This is a genomic window from Methyloversatilis sp. (assembly GCF_030696805.1).
In the GTDB taxonomy this organism is placed as follows: Bacteria; Pseudomonadota; Gammaproteobacteria; order Burkholderiales; family Rhodocyclaceae; genus Methyloversatilis.
This window is the reverse complement of the sequence record NZ_JAUYRO010000041.1, coordinates 80,957-98,018: the sequence shown is the minus strand read 5'-3', so window position 1 is coordinate 98,018 and position 17,062 is coordinate 80,957. Positions and strand designations below refer to the sequence as shown.

20 protein-coding genes are annotated in these 17,062 nt (G+C 66.0%); 16 read left to right on the top strand and 4 right to left on the bottom strand.

The features are described 5' to 3' along the window. The first annotated feature begins 4 nt into the window (after positions 1–4). The 11 genes from flhD (at position 5) to Q8R75_RS07175 (ending at position 10,551) form a co-directional block, all read left to right on the top strand. Entirely contained in the window at positions 5–331 is a 327-nt protein-coding gene (flhD, locus tag Q8R75_RS07225; RefSeq protein ID WP_305663592.1) for a flagellar transcriptional regulator FlhD, read from the top strand. Between the two features lie 16 nt (positions 332–347). Further along, positions 348–887 (top strand): flagellar transcriptional regulator FlhC, encoded by a 540-nt coding sequence (flhC, locus tag Q8R75_RS07220; RefSeq protein WP_305663591.1) that lies wholly within the window; start codon positions 348–350, stop codon positions 885–887. Positions 888–1,035: 148 nt separating this feature from the next. Beyond that, positions 1,036–1,896, top strand: coding sequence for a flagellar motor stator protein MotA (motA, locus tag Q8R75_RS07215; RefSeq protein ID WP_305663590.1), 861 nt, complete (start codon positions 1,036–1,038; stop codon positions 1,894–1,896). 23 nt (positions 1,897–1,919) lie between these two features. Further along, a complete protein-coding gene (gene motB / locus Q8R75_RS07210; RefSeq protein ID WP_305663589.1) occupies positions 1,920–2,891 on the top strand; it encodes a flagellar motor protein MotB in 972 nt (323 codons plus the stop codon). Between the two features lie 94 nt (positions 2,892–2,985). Continuing rightward, a complete protein-coding gene (gene cheY, locus Q8R75_RS07205; protein WP_305663588.1) occupies positions 2,986–3,372 on the top strand; it encodes a chemotaxis response regulator CheY in 387 nt (128 codons plus the stop codon). Between the two features lie 3 nt (positions 3,373–3,375). Beyond that, positions 3,376–4,047, top strand: a complete 672-nt coding sequence (locus Q8R75_RS07200; RefSeq protein ID WP_305663587.1) for a protein phosphatase CheZ — start codon at positions 3,376–3,378, stop codon at positions 4,045–4,047. Positions 4,048–4,322: 275 nt separating this feature from the next. Next, a complete protein-coding gene (locus Q8R75_RS07195) occupies positions 4,323–5,495 on the top strand; it encodes an EscU/YscU/HrcU family type III secretion system export apparatus switch protein (RefSeq protein ID WP_305663586.1) in 1,173 nt (390 codons plus the stop codon). Further along, positions 5,492–7,576 carry a flagellar biosynthesis protein FlhA gene (gene flhA / locus Q8R75_RS07190; protein WP_305663585.1) on the top strand — a complete coding sequence of 695 codons (2,085 nt, stop codon included), beginning with the start codon at positions 5,492–5,494 and terminating at the stop codon, positions 7,574–7,576. The genes Q8R75_RS07195 and flhA overlap by 4 nt, the downstream gene beginning before the upstream one ends. Continuing rightward, complete coding sequence (gene flhF / locus Q8R75_RS07185) at positions 7,573–9,057, top strand: flagellar biosynthesis protein FlhF (protein ID WP_305663584.1); 1,485 nt, start codon at positions 7,573–7,575, stop codon at positions 9,055–9,057. Before flhA ends, flhF begins: the two co-directional genes overlap by 4 nt. Next, positions 9,050–9,835, top strand: a complete 786-nt coding sequence (locus Q8R75_RS07180; protein ID WP_305663583.1) for a hypothetical protein — start codon at positions 9,050–9,052, stop codon at positions 9,833–9,835. The genes flhF and Q8R75_RS07180 overlap by 8 nt, the downstream gene beginning before the upstream one ends. Then, entirely contained in the window at positions 9,835–10,551 is a 717-nt protein-coding gene (locus Q8R75_RS07175) for an RNA polymerase sigma factor FliA (protein WP_305663582.1), read from the top strand. The genes Q8R75_RS07180 and Q8R75_RS07175 overlap by 1 nt, the downstream gene beginning before the upstream one ends. A 120-nt stretch (positions 10,552–10,671) precedes the next feature. Here the strand turns inward: Q8R75_RS07175 and Q8R75_RS07170 are convergent, their stop codons facing one another. The 4 genes from Q8R75_RS07170 to flgA form a co-directional block, all read right to left on the bottom strand. Continuing rightward, on the bottom strand, positions 10,672–11,049 hold the full coding sequence (locus Q8R75_RS07170) for a hypothetical protein (protein ID WP_305663581.1): 378 nt from the start codon (positions 11,047–11,049) through the stop codon (positions 10,672–10,674). 664 nt (positions 11,050–11,713) lie between these two features. After that, entirely contained in the window at positions 11,714–12,073 is a 360-nt protein-coding gene (locus Q8R75_RS07165; RefSeq protein WP_305663580.1) for a hypothetical protein, read from the bottom strand. 19 nt (positions 12,074–12,092) lie between these two features. Then, on the bottom strand, positions 12,093–12,551 hold the full coding sequence (gene flgM, locus Q8R75_RS07160; RefSeq protein WP_305663579.1) for a flagellar biosynthesis anti-sigma factor FlgM: 459 nt from the start codon (positions 12,549–12,551) through the stop codon (positions 12,093–12,095). Next, on the bottom strand, positions 12,541–13,290 hold the full coding sequence (flgA, locus tag Q8R75_RS07155) for a flagellar basal body P-ring formation chaperone FlgA (protein WP_305663578.1): 750 nt from the start codon (positions 13,288–13,290) through the stop codon (positions 12,541–12,543). Before flgA ends, flgM begins: the two co-directional genes overlap by 11 nt. Before the next feature lie 228 nt (positions 13,291–13,518). On the opposite strand from flgA, the gene flgB reads away from it, so the two are divergent. The 5 genes from flgB to Q8R75_RS07130 are packed head-to-tail and all read left to right on the top strand — an operon-like array spanning position 13,519 to position 17,052. Next, positions 13,519–13,938 carry a flagellar basal body rod protein FlgB gene (flgB, locus tag Q8R75_RS07150; protein ID WP_305663577.1) on the top strand — a complete coding sequence of 140 codons (420 nt, stop codon included), beginning with the start codon at positions 13,519–13,521 and terminating at the stop codon, positions 13,936–13,938. Between the two features lie 26 nt (positions 13,939–13,964). Continuing rightward, complete coding sequence (gene flgC / locus Q8R75_RS07145; RefSeq protein ID WP_305663576.1) at positions 13,965–14,369, top strand: flagellar basal body rod protein FlgC; 405 nt, start codon at positions 13,965–13,967, stop codon at positions 14,367–14,369. A gap of 13 nt (positions 14,370–14,382) precedes the next feature. Next, a complete protein-coding gene (locus Q8R75_RS07140) occupies positions 14,383–15,036 on the top strand; it encodes a flagellar hook capping FlgD N-terminal domain-containing protein (RefSeq protein ID WP_305663575.1) in 654 nt (217 codons plus the stop codon). Between the two features lie 19 nt (positions 15,037–15,055). Next, complete coding sequence (gene flgE / locus Q8R75_RS07135; protein WP_305663574.1) at positions 15,056–16,288, top strand: flagellar hook protein FlgE; 1,233 nt, start codon at positions 15,056–15,058, stop codon at positions 16,286–16,288. Positions 16,289–16,311: 23 nt separating this feature from the next. Beyond that, on the top strand, positions 16,312–17,052 hold the full coding sequence (locus tag Q8R75_RS07130) for a flagellar basal body rod protein FlgF (RefSeq protein ID WP_305663573.1): 741 nt from the start codon (positions 16,312–16,314) through the stop codon (positions 17,050–17,052). Positions 17,053–17,062: the final 10 nt, after the last annotated feature.

Here is a 17,062-nt window from a genome sequence, read left to right as displayed (position 1 = left end):
CCAGATGACCGACGAACAGATGACCGCCGAGATCCGTGAAACCAACCTCACCTATCTGATGCTGGCGCAGAACCTGATCCGCAAGGACAAGGCCGAAGCGCAGTTCCGCCTGGGGATCTCGGAGGAATCGGCCGACCTGATGGCTGCCCTCTCCCCCGCGCAGATCTCCAAGATCGCCTCCAGCAGCATGCTGCTGTGCCGTTTCCGCATGGACGACGAGGTGGTGTGGAGCCTGCTGGCCAACCAGGCCGCGCGCAAGGTGGACAACGACGCCACCACCCGCCTGCATGCCAGCATCCTGATGGCCGGCCGTTTCGCCGAAGCCACCTGAACCCGGAGCACGCACCATGGCCACCGGCAAAAGCGTCCTCAATGAATCGCGCGAGATCGAGCGCGCCGTCGCCCTGATCAAGCTGGGCGCCCGGCTGCAGGTGTTGGAGAGCGAGACCAGCCTGTCCTACGAGCGCCTGCTGCGCCTGTACAAGGAAGTGGCCGGCAAGTCGCCCTCCAAGGGCCAACTGCCCTTCTCGACCGACTGGTTCCTGACCTGGCAGCCCAACATCCATGCCTCGCTCTTTCTCAATATCTACGAGTACCTGAGCAAGACCAGCAGCCTGGAGGATATCGAGGCCGTGATGAAGGCCTTCCGCCTCTACAACGAGCAGATGGTCACCCTGGAGATGGAGCCGCTGCTGTCGGTGACACGCGCCTGGCGCCTGGTCAAGTTCGTGGACAACAGCATGCTGGCCATGACCAAGTGTTCCAAGTGCAGCGGGCATTTTGTGTCCGAACCCTACGAAAACTCCCGCCATTACGTCTGCGGCCTGTGCGAGCCGCCGGCACGCGCCGGCAAAGGCAGCGCGGCGGGCGGCATCCTGCTGCACTGAGGCGCCAGAACAAACCGTCATTTCCGTGAAAAGGGGGCCGATTGGCCCCCTTTTTTTCGTAGCGCGTCACCCGACCTTTCCCCTAGAATGGTCCGGCACAGACCATAAGCACCCGCACCCGCCCACTCCATACTGACCCTGTAACAACATGCTAGTTATCATTGGTTATGTCGTCGCCATGGTGTGCATCTTCGGGGTGTACATCCTGCACGGCGGCAACATCAATGTGATTCTCAAGGCCTTGCCCTTCGAGCTCACCACCATCTTTGGCGCCGCGCTCGGCGCCTTCGTGGTGAACAACCAGCCCAAGGTGCTCAAGGCCACCATCGCCATGATCCCGCAGGCGCTCAAGAGCTCCAAGTACACCAAAGCGCGTTACATGGAGCTGATGGCCATGCTCTACGACATCCTGCAGAAGGCCCGCAAGGAAGGGCTGATGGCGATCGAGAAGGACGTCGAGAACCCGCACGAATCACCGATCTTCCAGAAGTACCCCGTGGTGGGCAACGACCACCACGTGGTCGAGTTCACCACCGACTACCTGCGCATGATGGTCTCGGGCAACCTCAACGCGCACGAGATCGAGTCGCTGATGGACAACGAAATCGAGACCCACCATCAGGAAACACACGCCCCCATCGCCGCCATTGCCCGGCTGGCCGGCGCGCTGCCGGCCTTCGGCATCGTGGCCGCCGTGCTGGGCGTGGTCAACACCATGGGTTCGGTGGGCCAGCCGCCGGCTGTGCTGGGCGGCATGATCGCCTCGGCCCTGGTCGGCACCTTCCTGGGCATTCTGCTGGCCTATGCCGTGGTGGAGCCGCTGGGCGGCCTGCTGGAACAGAAGGCCGCCGACGGCTCCAAGGAACTGGAGTGCATCAAGTCCACGCTGCTGGCCAGCATGCAGGGCTACAACCCCTCCACAGCCATCGAGTTCGGCCGCAAGGTGCTGTTCTCGACCGAACGCCCGACCTTTACCGAACTCGAGAGCCACGTGCGCGGCAAGAAGTGACGCGGACCTGAGAGACGCCCGATATGGCCTCCGACGCCAAAAAGCTCCAGCCCATCATCGTCAAGAAGGTCAAGAAGGCCGGTCACGCCGTGCATGGCGGTGCCTGGAAGATCGCCTACGCCGACTTCGTGACCGCCATGATGGCCTTCTTCCTGCTGATGTGGCTGCTGGGCTCGACCTCCACGGGCGACCTCAAGGGCCTGTCCGACTATTTCGCCTCGCCGCTCAAGGTGGCCATGACGGGCGGCACCGGTGCCGGCGCCAGCCCCACCGTGCTGCCCGGCGGCGGCGCCGACCTGACGCAGCAGGTCGGCCAACAGCACAAGGGCGAGAGCGCCGACCCGCTCAAGAAGCGGCGCGCCCAGGAGCTGGCTCGCGCCGAAGCGGCCCAGCAGGATGCCAAACGCCTGGCCGCCCTGAGCGCCAAGATCAGCGCCGCGATCTCCAATAACAAGAAGCTGGCCCAGTACAGCAACCAGATCCGGCTGGAGACCACGCCGGACGGCTTGCAGATCCAGATTGTCGACGAGCAGGGCCGCCCCATGTTCACCAGCGGCAGCGCCATGGTTCAGCCTTATATGCGCGAGATCCTGCGCGAGATCGGCACCGCCCTGGGCGGCGTGGAGAACCGCATCAGCCTGGACGGCCACACCGACCAGACGGCCTTCACCGGCGGCCTGCAGGGCTACAGCAACTGGGAGCTCTCGGCCGACCGGGCCAACGCCTCGCGCCGCGAACTGGTGCTCGCCGGCATGCCCGAGGACAAGCTCATCCGCGTGACGGGCCTGGCCTCCAGCGTGCTGCTCGAGCCGGACCAGCCCCAGTCGCCGGTGAACCGGCGTATCAGCATCATGGTCCTGACCCGCGAAGCGGAGGAGCGCCTGCTGGGCACGAGCCGGGTGCCGGTGCTGGCGGAGCCCGAGGCCGCGGCCCCGCCCACCGAAGCGCCGGCTGCCCCGGGCGCTGCGCCAGCGCCCGTCAGGCAGGCACAATGAATCCCGTGGCAAAGCACCCGAAAGATGTGGTCATCGCCCGGACTTGCGATAATCTGCCGATACAGCAGCCCCAATAAAACAGAAAGGCTAGGCCATGGCCAACCCCCGATTCCTGGTTGTCGACGACTTCTCCACCATGCGGCGCATCGTGCGCAACCTGCTCAAGGAAAGCGGCTTTGCCGATGCCGACGAAGCCGAGGACGGCGTCGTGGCGCTGCAGAAGCTGCGCGCCAGCAACTTTGACTTCGTCGTCAGCGACATCAATATGCCGAACATGAACGGCTTCCAGTTGCTGGCCGAGATCAAGAAGGACGAAAAGCTCAAGCACATCCCGGTGCTGATGGTGACGGCCGAAGCCCGCAAGGAAGACATCGTGCTGGCCGCCCAGCAGGGTGCGGCCGGCTACATCGTCAAGCCCTTCACCAAGGCCACCCTGGAAGAAAAGGTGATCCACATCCTCAAAAAAGCGGGGCTCGCCTGAACCATGGAACATAGCGCCTCTGCCCACAACGCCGGGGATGCCACTTCCCCGGACGCTGCCCCGGACGTCCACAACAAGATTGGCCAGCTGACCCGTCAGCTGCACGACGCCCTGCAGGAACTCGGACTGGCCGACAAGCTGCAAGGCACGGCCGGCGAACTGCCTGATGCCCGCTCGCGCCTGTCCTACATCGCCCGCCTGACCGGCGAAGCCGCCGAAAAGGTGCTCAACCGCGTCGACCAGGCCAAGACCCAGCACGATCACATCGGCGCCCAGACCCGGCACATGATTGCCCTGCTGGTGGCCGACCCGGTGGCCGCCGTGGCCAAGGGCCACATCATGAATTTCCTGACCGACCTGGAAAAAGCCAATGGCGAGGTCGACCAGCACCTGACCGAGATCATGATGGCGCAGGACTTCCATGACCTGACCGGGCAGGTGATCGCCCGCGTGGTGAACCTGGCCACCGTCATCGAGGACCAGCTGGTCGAGCTGCTGATCCAGACCGCCCCACCCGAGCTGCAGTCCCGCGTGAGCGCACCCTCGTCCGGCGTTGCCGCGATCGGGGTGGACAACGTGGTGCTGTCCGGCCCGGTGGTGGATGACGGCAAGTCCGGTGAGGTGGTCACCAGCCAGTCCCAGGTCGACGACCTGCTGGCCAGTTTAGGTTTTTAACCCCCTGAGCGGCTACGCCGCTCGGTGCTGACGGCCAGAGGCCGTAGCTCTTCGGGCTGTCCAAGCCTGCGCAGGCAGGCTTGGAGCCGCAGCCCTCAGCCCCTTTCTCGCCTTCGGCGGGAGGGGGGCGCACCCAGCGGCCTGGCAAAGCCAGTTCCGCGGGTGCCCTGGCGTTAAAAGCCCCCTCAAGATCAAGGGTGGAAAGGCCGGTCTTTTCGGCCTTTAGTTGCGGCACCCCTTGACGACAATGGCGTGAACTTCAGCTTCGCGCCACCATGGATTCCAGCAGTCAGGACCGCAATTTACCCGCCTCGCCGCGCAAGCTGCAGCGCGCGCGTGAAGACGGCCAGGTCGGGCGTTCACAAGACATCGGTCACCTCGCCGTGCTCGGCGGCGGCGCCATCACCCTGCTGTTCCTGGCCCCCTACATGTACGGCGAACTCAAGCTGGCGCTGGGCCGTCAGCTCACCTTCGACGCGGCGGTGGTCCAGCAGCCGGACAGCATGCTCGATCGCCTGCAGGTCATGGCGCTCACCGGCCTGCTCGGCTGCGTCGTCTTCGCGCTCATCGTGACCACGGTCGCCGTGCTCAGCACCCTGGCCTCGGGTGGCTGGGTGCTCAGCCTCAAGCCCATCATGCCGGACCTCACGCGCCTGAGCCCCCTGGCCGGCCTCAAGGGTCTGGTTTCCAAGAAGAAGCTGGCCGAGGTCGCCAAGACCACCTTCATCATGGTCTTCGTCCTGGCGCTGGCGGCGGCCTTCATCCACTCCACCCTGCCCTCGGTCGCAGCCCTGATCATGCAGCCTTCCGTGGGCGCGCTGGCCAGCATGTTCGATTGGCTGCTCACCGGCACCGGCCTGCTGCTCACGGTCATCCTGCTGGTGGCGATGGTGGATCTGCCGCTGCAGAATTTCCTGCACAAGTCCGAGCTCAAGATGTCGCTCAAGGAAATGCGCGACGAGCACAAGGAGTCCGAGGGCAATCCGCAGATGAAGGGCCACCGGCTCAACAAGGCGCGCGAGATCGCCCAGCGCGGCAGCATCAAGGCCGTGCCCAAGGCTGACTTCATCCTCATGAACCCCACGCACTACGCCGTGGCCATTCGATACGACGAGAAGACCATGAGCGCGCCGCGCGTGGTCTCCAAGGGTGCCGACCTGCTGGCGATGAAGATCCGCGACATCGCCAAGGCGCACGAGGTGCCGGTGCTGCAGTCGCCGGGGCTGGCGCGTGCGCTTTACGCGCACGCCGAGCTGGACCAGGACATCCCCTCCAGCCTGTACACCGCGGTGGCCCAGGTGCTGGCCTACATCTACCGCCTGCGCGCCGCGATGCGCGGCGAAGGCCCGATGCCGGGCGAGCCGCCCCAGCCGCCCGTCCCCCCCGGACTTGATCCCCTGCAGCCCAAGACGCCGAACCCGGCCCAACCGAAACCGAGCGCCGCATGAACCTGCTCTTCCAGACCCTGCAAGGCCGTTTCGGCCGCCACGCCGCCATGCTCTCGGGCGCCGCCGCGCCGCTGCTGGTCGTCGCCATCCTCGCCATGATGGTGCTGCCCTTGCCGGCCTGGATGCTCGACATCCTGTTCACCATCAACATCGCCGTGGCACTGATGGTGATGATGGTGGCCGCCTACATGCTGCGCCCGCTGGATTTCGCGTCCTTCCCGGCCGTGCTGCTGCTGACCACCCTGATGCGTCTGTCGCTCAACGTCGCCTCCACCCGTGTGGTACTGATGGAAGGCCACACTGGCCCGGGCGCAGCCGGCGCGGTGATCGAGGCCTTCGGCCACTTCCTGATCGGTGGCAACTTCGCCGTCGGTCTGATCGTCTTTGCCATCCTGGTGGTGATCAACTTCATGGTGGTCACCAAGGGCGCCGAGCGTATTGCCGAAGTGTCGGCGCGCTTCGCCCTGGACGCCATGCCCGGCAAGCAGATGGCCGTGGACGCCGACCTCTCTGCCGGCATGATCGACGAGAAGGAAGCCAAGCGCCGCCGCGCTGAAGTCAGCGAAGAAGCCGACTTCTTCGGCTCCATGGACGGTGCCTCCAAGTTCGTGCGCGGCGACGCCATCGCCGGCATCCTGATCCTCTTCATCAACATCATCGGCGGCTTTGCCATCGGCATGCTGCAGCACAACCTCTCCGCCGGCCAGGCCGCCGACAGCTACATCCTGCTGGCTGTGGGCGACGCGCTGGTCGCGCAGATCCCCGGTCTGCTGGTCTCGGTCTCGGCGGCCATGGTGGTCTCGCGCGTGGGCAAGGACCAGGACCTGGGCCGCCAGATCGCCTCGCAGATGTTCGTCTCGCCGCGCGCGCTGGGCATCACCGCCGGCATCCTGGGCGTACTGGGCCTGATCCCCGGCATGCCCAACATCGTGTTCCTCTCCATCGCCGCGCTGATGGCCTACGCTGCCTGGGTGATCGCCAACAAGCCCGAGCCTGCCGAGGAGGTCGCTGCCGCCGCCGCGGCGCCTGCGAGCGATGGCGAAGCCAGCTGGGACGACCTGCAGCCCGTGGACCAGCTCGGCCTGGAACTGGGCTACCGCCTCATCACGCTGGTGGACAAGAACCGCCAGGGCGACCTGCTCACGCGCATCAAGGGCGTGCGCCGCAAGTTCGCGCAGGAAGTGGGCTTCCTGCCCCCGCCCGTGCACGTGCGCGACAACCTGGAGCTCAAGCCCAGCGGCTACCGCATCAGCCTGCGCGGTGTGGTGGTCGGCGACGGCGAGGCCTTCCCCGGCATGTACCTGGCCATCAACCCGGGCGGCATCACCACCCCGCTGATCGGCACCGCCACCACCGACCCGGCCTTCGGCCTGCCCGCACACTGGATCGACGAACGCCAGAAGGAAGCGGCGCAAATGGCCGGCTTTACGGTCGTTGATTCCGAGACCGTCATGGCCACCCATTTGTCACACTTGATGCAGGTCCACGCCGCCAAACTGCTCAGCCGCACCGAGACCCAGCAACTGGTGGAACACGTGGCCCGGCTGGCGCCGAAACTGATCGAAGAAGTGGTCCCCAAGATGATCTCGATTGCCGTGTTCCAGAAAGTCCTGCAGCTGCTGCTGGAGGAGTCGGTGCACATCCGCGACATCCGCACCATCATCGAAACCATCGCCGAGCACGCCACCAGCACCACCGACCCCGCCGAACTGGCCAAGCGCGTGCGCGTGGCGCTTTCGCCGGCCATCGTGCAACAGATCTACGGCCCCGCCAAGGAACTCAACGTCATCGCCATCGATCCGCCGCTGGAGCGCCTGCTGGTGCAGGCCCTGGGCCATGCCGGCGGCCCCGCGCTGGACCCCGGCGTGGCGGACATGCTCACGCGCAACGCCGCCACCGTGGCCATGAAGCAGGAAGAAACCGGCGTGCCGGCCTGCCTGCTGGTGCCCGACACCATCCGCAATGCCATGTCCCGCCTGGTGCGCCGCACCGCGCCGCGCATGCAGGTGCTGGCGCACAGCGAGATTCCTGAAACCCATTCCATCCGCATCGGCCCGATCCTTCGAGGTGCCCTGACATGAACATCCAACGCTTTTACGCTGCCACCACCCGCGAAGCCCTGGCCAAGGCCCGCATGGCCTTTGGTGAAGGCACGCTGATCCTCTCCAACCGCCAGACCCCGCAAGGCGTTGAAGTGGTAGCCACCACCGAAGACGCGCTGGCGGCGCTGGACCAGACCGTCCCCACCGCCACGACCGCCGCCACACCGGCGGCTGCCGCTGTGCCAGCCCGCGCCAGACCGGCCGCTACGCCCGTGGCAACCCCACGCGCCGACGCCCAGACCCCGGTCGAGGATGACGCCGCCCAGCTGGCCATGAGCACCCTGTCCTTCCAGGACTATGTGCGCGAACGCATGCTGCAACGCCGCCATGAGGCCCAGCAGGGCAAGGCCGCACCCGCCGCCGCCCCGGCGCGCTCCGTCTACGAAATCATTCCGGCCGACAGCGAAACCGCGGCCCCGGCGCGCAAGGCCGCCGCCGCGCCGGCCCCGCTGCCTGCACCCAGGGCCTCCGCACCGGCCGCTGCGCCCGCCGCTGCCGCTGCCGCGCAGCAAGGCCTGGTCAACGAACTGCATGCCATGAAGGAGCTGATCGAGGAGCGCTTCAGCACCATGGCCTGGCTGGGCCAGGCCAAACAGAACCCGATCCGCGCCAACCTCACGCTCAAGCTGATCCGCGCCGGCTACTCGCCCGGCCTGGCGCGTGCCGTGCTCGAAAAACTGCCCGACGATGCCGCCCCCACCGAAGCCATGCGCTGGATGATGGACGTGCTGGAACGCAACCTCAAGACCGACGCCGGCGAACGCGCCCTGCACGACGAGGGCGGTGTCTACGCCCTGGTGGGCGCCACCGGTGTGGGCAAGACCACCACCGCGGCCAAGCTGGCGGCCGCCTGCGCACGCACCCACGGTGCGGCCAGCGTGGGCCTGATCACCCTGGACAGCTACCGCATCGGCGCGCACGAACAGCTGCGCGCCTACGGCCGCATGCTGGGCGTGGTGGCGCACATGGCGCACGACCGCGCCGCGCTGCAGGACCTGCTCAACCTGCTGGGCAACAAGAAGCTGGTGCTGATCGACACCACCGGCGTGGCCCCGCGCGACCCGCGCAAGCGTGACATGCTGGACATGCTGGAGCTGCCGCAGATCAAACGTCTGCTGGTGCTCAACGCGGCCAGCCACGGCGACACGCAGGACGAGGCCGTGGCCTCCTTCCGCGCCGGCGGCGTGCAGCAGACCGTGCTGACCAAGACCGACGAAGCCGTCAAGCTCGGCCCCGCGCTGGACACCCTCATCCGCCACCACCTGGTGCTGCGCGGCGTGAGCACTGGCCAGCGCGTGCCCGAAGACTGGGAGCGGGCCGACGCCGCGCAGCTGGTGCGCCAGTCCATGCGCTCGGCCGGCAAGTCCGCCCACGACCCGCAGATGAGCGACCTGGGCCTGTACTTCGCCCACCCCGCAGCGCCGGGTAGCACCATGGCACAAGGACGTCTGCATGCTTGACACCGGGATCCACCAGGCCGCCGGCCTGGGCGCCCTGGCGGCCGAGAACCTGCCGCGCATCGTCGCCCTGGCCAGCCACGGCGACCGCCGCAGCGAACTGCCCCTGCTCTGGCAACTGTGCGCCAGCTGGACGGCCCTGGGTTACCCGGTGGCCGTGCTGGACGCGCACGTGCGCGAAACCGAAGACCAGCCCGGCCTGCAGCAATTGCTGCTCGACAGCGATGAACTGAGCCACCTGGGCCAGGGCCCGGACGACTGGGCCATCGTGCCGGCCGCGCTGGGCCTGACCGCCCTGGGCACGCCCCAGTCCAGCCCGCCGGCCGCCGCCAGCGCCGACCGTGCGCGCCAGCTGGCCGAACTCTTCCACGGCTACGAACTGATCCTGCTCTACGCCCCGGCGCACGAGCTGGCGCGCTGCCTGCAGGGCAGCGGCCTGTCGCCGCTGCTGCCGGTCTCCACCAGCGACGCCGCGCTGCTGACGGCTTACCACGCCCTCAAGCAGTTGTTGAACCTGGGCAAACTTAGGCCTACCATCGTGGCTGTGATGGACAACGCCAATTTAGCTACCCGCGTCTCGGGGCACAGCATCAGCAGGAACCTGCAGGACTGCGCCCGGGATTTCCTTGCCTGCGAGGTGCCGGCCCTGACCGTCTGCCCCGAGCAAGCCGGGGAGGTCCAGCGCCTGGCGCTGCGCACCCTGGAACACGCGCTGCAGCCACCGCGCTGGACGCCCCCCCCGGCAGCCGGCCGCACCCCGCGCGCCGCGAGGAGCCTCTGATGTACACCGCCAAAGGTCAGCTCGACCGCGACGCCCTGATCCGGCAGTACTCGCCGCTGGTGCGCCGACTGGCCCACCACATGATGGCCAAGCTGCCCCCCAGCATCCAGGTCGACGACCTGATCCAGGTCGGCCTCATCGGCCTGTCGGAGGCGCTCACCCGTTTCGAGGCCAGCCAGGGCGTGCAGTTCGAAACCTTTGCCACCCAGCGCATCCGCGGCGCCATGATCGACGAGCTGCGCGAGAACGACTGGATGAGCCGCGGCTCGCGCAAGAGCCAGAAAGAGATTGAGGTCGCCCTCACCCGTCTGGAGCACAAGCTGGGCCGCTCGGCCAGCGAATCCGAGATCGCCGCCGAGCTGGGCATGGAACTGGCCGAATACCAGGCCCTGCTCTACAAGGTCAAGGGCACGCAGCTGGTGTACCTGGAAGACATGACCGGCAGCGGCGAAGGCGATGACACCTTCCTCGACCGCCACATGGTCGACGGCGACTCCGACCCGCTGCAGCTGCTGCGCAACCAGCGCATCCGCAGCGCGCTGACCGAGGCCATCAAGCACCTGCCCGAGCGCGAGCAGTACATCATGAGCATGTACTACGAGCAGGACATGAACCTCAAGGAAATCGCCGCCGTGCTGGGCATCACCGAATCGCGCGTGTGCCAGCTGCACAGCCAGTCGATTGCACGCTTACGGGCGAAGATGCGGCAGCATTGAATACGGCATGCGCCAGATAAAAGGGCTGCATGATGCAGCCCTTTGTCATTGGGGTTCGGTTAACGTACAGCTAACTGGCCTTTCGCGGTTTGTCGCGAAAGGTCCGAGTTGAGTGAAATGTTAGACAGCATCGGGAGGCTCCGTGTACTTTTCGCGCAGCAGGATCTTCGCGTTCGAGTGAGGTATGTGCTTGAAAAATGGTTTGGCGGTTCCGTCTGTCACGTACAGAAAGTATTCGCCGCTCTCATTGCGAGCTATTCGGCGTGACTTGATCGCGACGATGGCGTAATTGACCGTACTTACCTCCTCGTCCTCCTTAACTACTTCAGCGGTTAGGCCAACAAACGCAAACTTCGCATCATGTGAGGCAACCGAGTAGGCCCGGAATTCCCGCTCAATCTTAGTGCGGAGGGCTCCAGGATTGTCGCGTGTGCGCAGATACAGACGGATGTTGTAGGCCGCAATAAGCACAAAAGCTGTAATGAATACAGTGAACACGAACATCGCGATGAATAGGCGTGTGGTGCTGTCTAACGTTTGAGATGAGTGGGAGCCGTAGGCGATCCACTCTCGATCGATCTGTTAGACGGCACCGCCCGTACTGCGAGCAACAACGGACTTCTCATAGAGACCTGTACAAGAGGGCGGCAACAAAAAACAGAATTAGATCGAGCACGAGAACGACCCTCAGCAGCCGCGATTTCACGAAATCAACGAAGGGAAGGAGCGCGATCGTTGCCCCAACAGCCACAAGGAATACGCCCTCGAGTTGAGCCTGCAGGCCAGTATGGTGCCAATTGTTCCTCCGTGTCCCCGTGCCACTGAGTTCGCCAGTAACGATAGCCGTCACTCCACAGTACAGCGCATACGAAGCTAGCAAGAGCACAACGAGGGCTCCAGCGTACTTCTCAAACCGCGACGAGGTAGGCGAGGTCATGTAGTGCCGTCTAACGTGACATCGACCGCAAAAGTGCGGAATAACATGGACGGACGTTCATCTTCGCGCCTCCCTTGCTGCAAGCTAAGTGCTTGTTTTGTTTGAAGAATTCGGGCCAATATAGCGCAGGGCCGCGCTCATAACAAACCGTGAAACCCCGCAAGGTTTCCATCGGAAACAAAAAAGGCTGCCCGCGGCAGCCTTTGTGTTGGAAGCGTTGTGCGCTCAGGCCGAGAAAGCCTTGTAGCCGCTGGCGCGGCCGGCCGGCGCCGCATAGGTGTTCTTGCGGGTGGCGGGCACCATGGCGTGCAGGGCGCGCTCCACGACCACGCTGCGGCGGATCAGGTTCTCGCGCTGGATGGTGAGTTGGGTGGCCAGCTTCTTCAGGCGCCCGCGCAGTTCGGGGCCGGCCTGCTGGGCACCGCCCTGGCTTTCCATGAAACCGGCAAAGTCCACCGCAGCCTGGCGCAGCGCATTGCTGGCGCTTTCCAGCGCCTGGGGCTCGCCGCTGGCCACGGCGGCCGCCACGGCCTCGCACTGCAATTCGATCAGGGCAAGCGGTTTTTCAATCTCGGCGGGCAGCATGGGTTACTCCGTGGGGTGCTCAGTTCTGCGTGCGGTTCAGCATTTCCTGGGCGTTGGACAGCAATTTGTCAGCGATGGCCTCGGCATTGACGACATAGGTGCCGTCTTCGATGGCCTGGCGCACCGCGTTGACTTTCTCGGTATTGACGTCAGCCGCCTCGCCGCGGTTGGCCTGCTCCAGGCTGCGCACCGAGGTCGAGACCGTCACCGCCACGCCAGCCGAGTTGGCGGAGCTGGCGGCCGTGGCGGCGGCTTCCTTTTTCGCAGGTGCAGCCGCGCCAGACGCCGCGGCCGGCGGTGTCGAAACTTTGGGCATGTCTGCCGGTTGACCTACTTTCATGGCGTTCTCCAATGCTGCGGCGGATAGGGCTATCCACCAAGAGGGGACAAAAAGCCCCGTACGTTGGGTATCGGCAGCATCATGACTGACTTTAGGTTTTTCTTCGTTTTTCCTGCAATCGGCGGCCTCAGAGCTCAACCTGCACGGTCCGGGCATCCAGAACCGTGACTGAAAGCACGCGCCCACTATCGGTTTTAACCCTTGCCGGCTGGCCAACCACGCCGGGCGACAGGGCCTGGCCTTGGGCGCTGATCTGGAAACCGCCGCCCTGCACCAGCACCCGCACCTGGGCGCCGGCCTGGAAGACCTGGGCCGCGCGCACCATGTTCTGGCGCAGGGTCTGGCCAGCGCCCAGGGCCCGGCTGGCCACCTGGCCGGCCCAGGCCTCACGGCCGCTCAGCACCGGGCTGGCTTCGGCCGTCCACTCCACTTCGGCCTGCATCAGGTCGCCCGCTTCGAGCTGCTGGCCGGGCGCCAGGTCACGGCGCAGCACCCAGGCCGGACCGGTGGCCTTGACGGTCACCGGCATGGAAACATTCCAGCGGCGGGCGCCGTCCAGGCAGCGCAGACCAATACGGCTGCTGCCCCACAGGCGGCTGCCCGGCGGCAGATAGGCTTCGACGCGGGCGCAGGGCGACAGGCTCAGGCGGCTGTCGAGCGCGCCCAAGCTAGCTTCCAGGCGCACGGGCAGGCCGTCCCGCACGGCCTGGGTCGCCAGCGTCTGGTCCAGCCAGGCTTGCGCCAGCGCCGGCAACTGGGCCTCGCTGCTCACCGCCTGGGCCAGGCCCGGCAGCGGCAGGCACATAAAGGCGGCCAGCAGCAAAGCGCCCGGCCAGCCAGCCGTGCGCCTCTTTTCTGTTCTCTGTCCTGTTGTCATGAACTGCACCTCCTGCCTGAGCCGTGTCGCTGGGTGTTACAAAAAAAGGCTCAGGACTCCACCCACATTGCCGACTATAGGAACAGGGGCGAAGCGCAAACCCGGCAAAAGCGCAGCTTTCCCCCCTTATTTCAGCGGCTCGGAAATTAAAGTTCTTTCCATAATTTCCGCACGGGGTCCTGCCAGCCGTCCGCTATAGGCAGCCCCACCGAAAAGCAGAGGTGTCATATGTTCGATCGACTGACCAGTTCACTGGACTTCCACGGGAAGGCCCTGGTGGCGCGCGCCGAACGCCAGCGCACGATTGCCAGCAACATCGCCAATGCCGACACCCCTGGCTACGTGGCCCGTGACCTCAATTTCCAATCGGCCATGAGCCAGGCCCTGGCCGGCAAGGATCTGGCCGGCAGCGCCCAGCCGGCCACCGCGGCGGCCAATCCGCGCCACATCCCGCTCAGCGGCGGCAGCGGCACCCTGGGCTCCAGCCTGGGCTACGCCGCGCAGACCCAGCCGGCCATGGACAACAACTCCGTGGACCTGGACCGCGAGCGCGGCAAGTTCGTCGACAACGCGGTGCGCTACGAATCCACCCTGCGTTTCATTAACGGCAGTTCGCGCACGATCTTGAGCGCGATCCAGGGCCAGTAAGCCGCCACCGGCCAAGGAACACCATCATGTCCATGTTTTCCATCTTCGGCGTTTCAGGCAGCGCGATCAGCGCGCAGTCGCAGCGCCTCAACGTGGTGGCCAGCAACCTGGCCAATGCCGACGCCGTGGCCGGCCCCGACGGCCAGACCTACAAGGCCCGCCAGGTGACTTTCGAGACCGTGCTGATGGACTCCCCGTCCTCGGCCGGCGTGAAGGTCAGCAGCGTCAAGGAAGACCAGACACCGGGGCGCCGTGTGTTCGAGCCGACCCACCCCTCGGCCGACGCGCAGGGCTATGTGAGCCACTCCAACGTGAACCCGGTGGAGGAGATGGTCAACATGATTTCCGCGTCGCGCTCCTACCAGAACAACGTCGAAGTCATGAACACCGCCAAGTCCCTGCTGCTCAAGACGCTGCAGATCGGCCAGTGAAAGCGAGCACCCCATGATCAGCTCCATCAGCAACAGCACCACGACGCCGTCCGCCACCAAGGGCGGCTCTGGCGCGACCACGAGCACCGAAATGCAGGACCGTTTCCTCAAGCTGCTGGTCGCGCAGATCAACAACCAGGATCCGCTCAATCCCATGGACAACGCGCAGATGACCAGCCAGATGGCGCAGATCAACACGGTCAGCGGCATCCAGCAGGTCAACGATACGCTCACCGGCCTGACCGGCCAGTTCGGAGCCATGCAGACCTTGCAGGCAGCCAACCTGATCGGACACGACGTGCTGGTGCCCGGCAATGGCCTCACGCGGGACGTCAACAGCGGCCTGGTGGGGTCGGCCTTCGACCTGGGCGGCAGCGCCAGCGCGGTGAAGGTCGAGATCCTGTCGCCCACGGGCGACGTGCTGGGCACGGTGAACTCGGGCGCGATGGCCCCGGGCCGCCACTCCTTCAGCTGGGATGCCTCGGCCTACAGCAACTACCCGAACCTGAACTACCGCGTCACTGCCGTCAATGGCCAACAGGGCGTGGCGGCGACACCTTACAGCACCGAAAGGGTTCAGGCGGTGGGTCTGGTCGACGGCCAGCTCACGCTGGACCTCGACAGCGGCAAGCGCGTGCCCTACACGGGCATCTCCGCCGTTCTCTAATTAACCGAAGGAAAACATCATGGGATTCCAGACTGGCCTCTCGGGCCTCAACGCCTCCAGCAAGAACCTGGACGTGGTGGGCAACAACATCGCCAACGTCAACACCACCGGCTTCAAGAACTCGCGCGCGGAGTTCACCTCGCTGGTGGCATCGTCCGTCGGTCCAGGGACCAGCACGAATGCGGCAGGGCTGGGCGTGGCCATCGATGCGGTCGCACAGCAGTTCAGCCAGGGCAATCTCACGATCACCGGCAACGCGCTGGATCTCGCCATCAACGGCGCGGGCTTCTTCCAGCTGGAGCTGGCCGACGGCTCCATCGCCTACTCGCGCGCAGGCAATTTCAAGCTGGACAACAACGGCTCCATCATCACCAACACCGGTGCGAGCCTGAGGGGCTACCCCACCGACACCGCCGGCGTGGCCACCAGCACGACCCCGGGTGCGCTGGTGCTGCCCACCGGCGCGCCCGTGGCCGCGCAGGCGACCACCAGCATCACCGCTGAACTCAACCTCGACGCGAGCGACACCCGCGTCTACAACGCCGGCACCGATACCCCGCCGCGCACCACCTACGGCACGGCGCTCACCGTCTTCGACACGCAGGGCAGCCCCATCGCCTTTGGCGTGAACTTCACGCGCGCCGCCTCCACGGCAGCCGCCGCCCCGGCGCCGGCGCTGGACAACTGGGATGTGCGCGACTCCGCCGGCACGGTGCTGTTCCAGTTGCGCTTCGACTCCACCGGCTCGCTGTACGCACCGGCGACCAACCCGACGGTGACGATCGCCACACCGTCTCCGACCACCCCCGACATCTCGGCGACGCTGGACGTCTCCGGGATCACCCAGTTCGCTGCGGCCTTCGGCGTGACCAACCTGAGCCAGGATGGCTATACCTCCGGCTCTTTCGTGAGCCTGTCCATCTCCGAGACGGGCGTGATCACGGCGCGCTACTCCAACGGGGAGTCACAGGCTGCCGGCATGGTGGCCCTGGCCGACTTCCGCAACGTGCAGGGCCTGGCCCCCGTGGGCGGCAACAACTGGATCGAGACCTTCACCTCGGGCCAGCCCCTGCTGGGCCAGCCGGGCCAGGGCAAGTTCGGCGTCACTCGCGCCGGCGCCCTGGAGGACTCCAACGTGGACCTGACCGCCGAGCTCGTCAACATGATGACCGCGCAGCGTGCCTACCAGGCCAACGCCCAGACCATCAAGACGCAAGACCAGGTGATGCAGACCCTGGTGAACCTGCGCTAAGCGCCCACTGACGGAGATTCGCCATGGACCGCCTGATCTACACCGCCATGACCGGGGCCAACGCGGCCGCGCACCGGCAGTCGGTGCTCTCGAACAACCTGGCCAACGTCTCGACCAACGGCTTTCGCGCCGAGCTCTCGACCTACCGCGCCGTGCCCCTGCGCGGCGACGGTGCCACCACCCGCGTGTTCGCGCTGGAGGCCACGGCCGGCCATCGCGAGGCGCCCGGCCCGGCCATGCGCACCGGCCGCGATCTGGACGCCATGCCCACGGGCAACAACTGGTTCGCCGTGCAGGGCCTGGACGGCACCGAGGGCTACACGCGCAGTGGCGGTTTCGAAATCTCCCCCGCCGGCGTGCTGCAGACCGGCAACGGCCTGCCCGTGCTGTCCGACGGCGGCGGGCCGATCGAGCTGCCGCGGGACTCGGTGGTCAGCCTGGGGTTTGACGGCACCATCAGCGCCAAGACCGGCAACCAGCCTTCGACCGTGGTGGGCCGACTCAAGCTGGCCACGCCCACCGCCGACGACCCGCTCAAGCGCGGCAACGACGGCCTGTTCCGCCCGGTCTCGGGCAACCCGCTGCCCAACGATGCCAACGCCCGCATGATGACCGGCGTGCTCGAAGGCTCCAACGTGAACGCGGTGGAGACCATGGTCGGCATGATCCAGACCGCCCGTCAGTTCGAGGTGCAGATGCGCCTGATGCAGAGCGCCGAATCCAACGACCGCTCCGCCGGCCAGCTGCTCAGCCTGCAGGGCTGATGCGCCCCCA

What these genes read in the sequence shown, in the direction of transcription:
- flhD (WP_305663592.1), top strand. Translation starts at nt 5, where the DNA reads ATGACCGACGAACAGATGACCGCCGAGATCCGTGAAACCAACCTCACC.
- flhC (WP_305663591.1), top strand. Translation starts at nt 348, where the DNA reads ATGGCCACCGGCAAAAGCGTCCTCAATGAATCGCGCGAGATCGAGCGC.
- motA (WP_305663590.1), top strand. Translation starts at nt 1,036, where the DNA reads ATGCTAGTTATCATTGGTTATGTCGTCGCCATGGTGTGCATCTTCGGG.
- motB (WP_305663589.1), top strand. Translation starts at nt 1,920, where the DNA reads ATGGCCTCCGACGCCAAAAAGCTCCAGCCCATCATCGTCAAGAAGGTC.
- cheY (WP_305663588.1), top strand. Translation starts at nt 2,986, where the DNA reads ATGGCCAACCCCCGATTCCTGGTTGTCGACGACTTCTCCACCATGCGG.
- Q8R75_RS07200 (WP_305663587.1), top strand. Translation starts at nt 3,376, where the DNA reads ATGGAACATAGCGCCTCTGCCCACAACGCCGGGGATGCCACTTCCCCG.
- Q8R75_RS07195 (WP_305663586.1), top strand. Translation starts at nt 4,323, where the DNA reads ATGGATTCCAGCAGTCAGGACCGCAATTTACCCGCCTCGCCGCGCAAG.
- flhA (WP_305663585.1), top strand. Translation starts at nt 5,492, where the DNA reads ATGAACCTGCTCTTCCAGACCCTGCAAGGCCGTTTCGGCCGCCACGCC.
- flhF (WP_305663584.1), top strand. Translation starts at nt 7,573, where the DNA reads ATGAACATCCAACGCTTTTACGCTGCCACCACCCGCGAAGCCCTGGCC.
- Q8R75_RS07180 (WP_305663583.1), top strand. Translation starts at nt 9,050, where the DNA reads ATGCTTGACACCGGGATCCACCAGGCCGCCGGCCTGGGCGCCCTGGCG.
- Q8R75_RS07175 (WP_305663582.1), top strand. Translation starts at nt 9,835, where the DNA reads ATGTACACCGCCAAAGGTCAGCTCGACCGCGACGCCCTGATCCGGCAG.
- Q8R75_RS07165 (WP_305663580.1), bottom strand. Translation starts at nt 12,073, where the DNA reads ATGCTGCCCGCCGAGATTGAAAAACCGCTTGCCCTGATCGAATTGCAG.
- flgA (WP_305663578.1), bottom strand. Translation starts at nt 13,290, where the DNA reads ATGACAACAGGACAGAGAACAGAAAAGAGGCGCACGGCTGGCTGGCCG.
- flgB (WP_305663577.1), top strand. Translation starts at nt 13,519, where the DNA reads ATGTTCGATCGACTGACCAGTTCACTGGACTTCCACGGGAAGGCCCTG.
- flgC (WP_305663576.1), top strand. Translation starts at nt 13,965, where the DNA reads ATGTCCATGTTTTCCATCTTCGGCGTTTCAGGCAGCGCGATCAGCGCG.
- Q8R75_RS07140 (WP_305663575.1), top strand. Translation starts at nt 14,383, where the DNA reads ATGATCAGCTCCATCAGCAACAGCACCACGACGCCGTCCGCCACCAAG.
- flgE (WP_305663574.1), top strand. Translation starts at nt 15,056, where the DNA reads ATGGGATTCCAGACTGGCCTCTCGGGCCTCAACGCCTCCAGCAAGAAC.
- Q8R75_RS07130 (WP_305663573.1), top strand. Translation starts at nt 16,312, where the DNA reads ATGGACCGCCTGATCTACACCGCCATGACCGGGGCCAACGCGGCCGCG.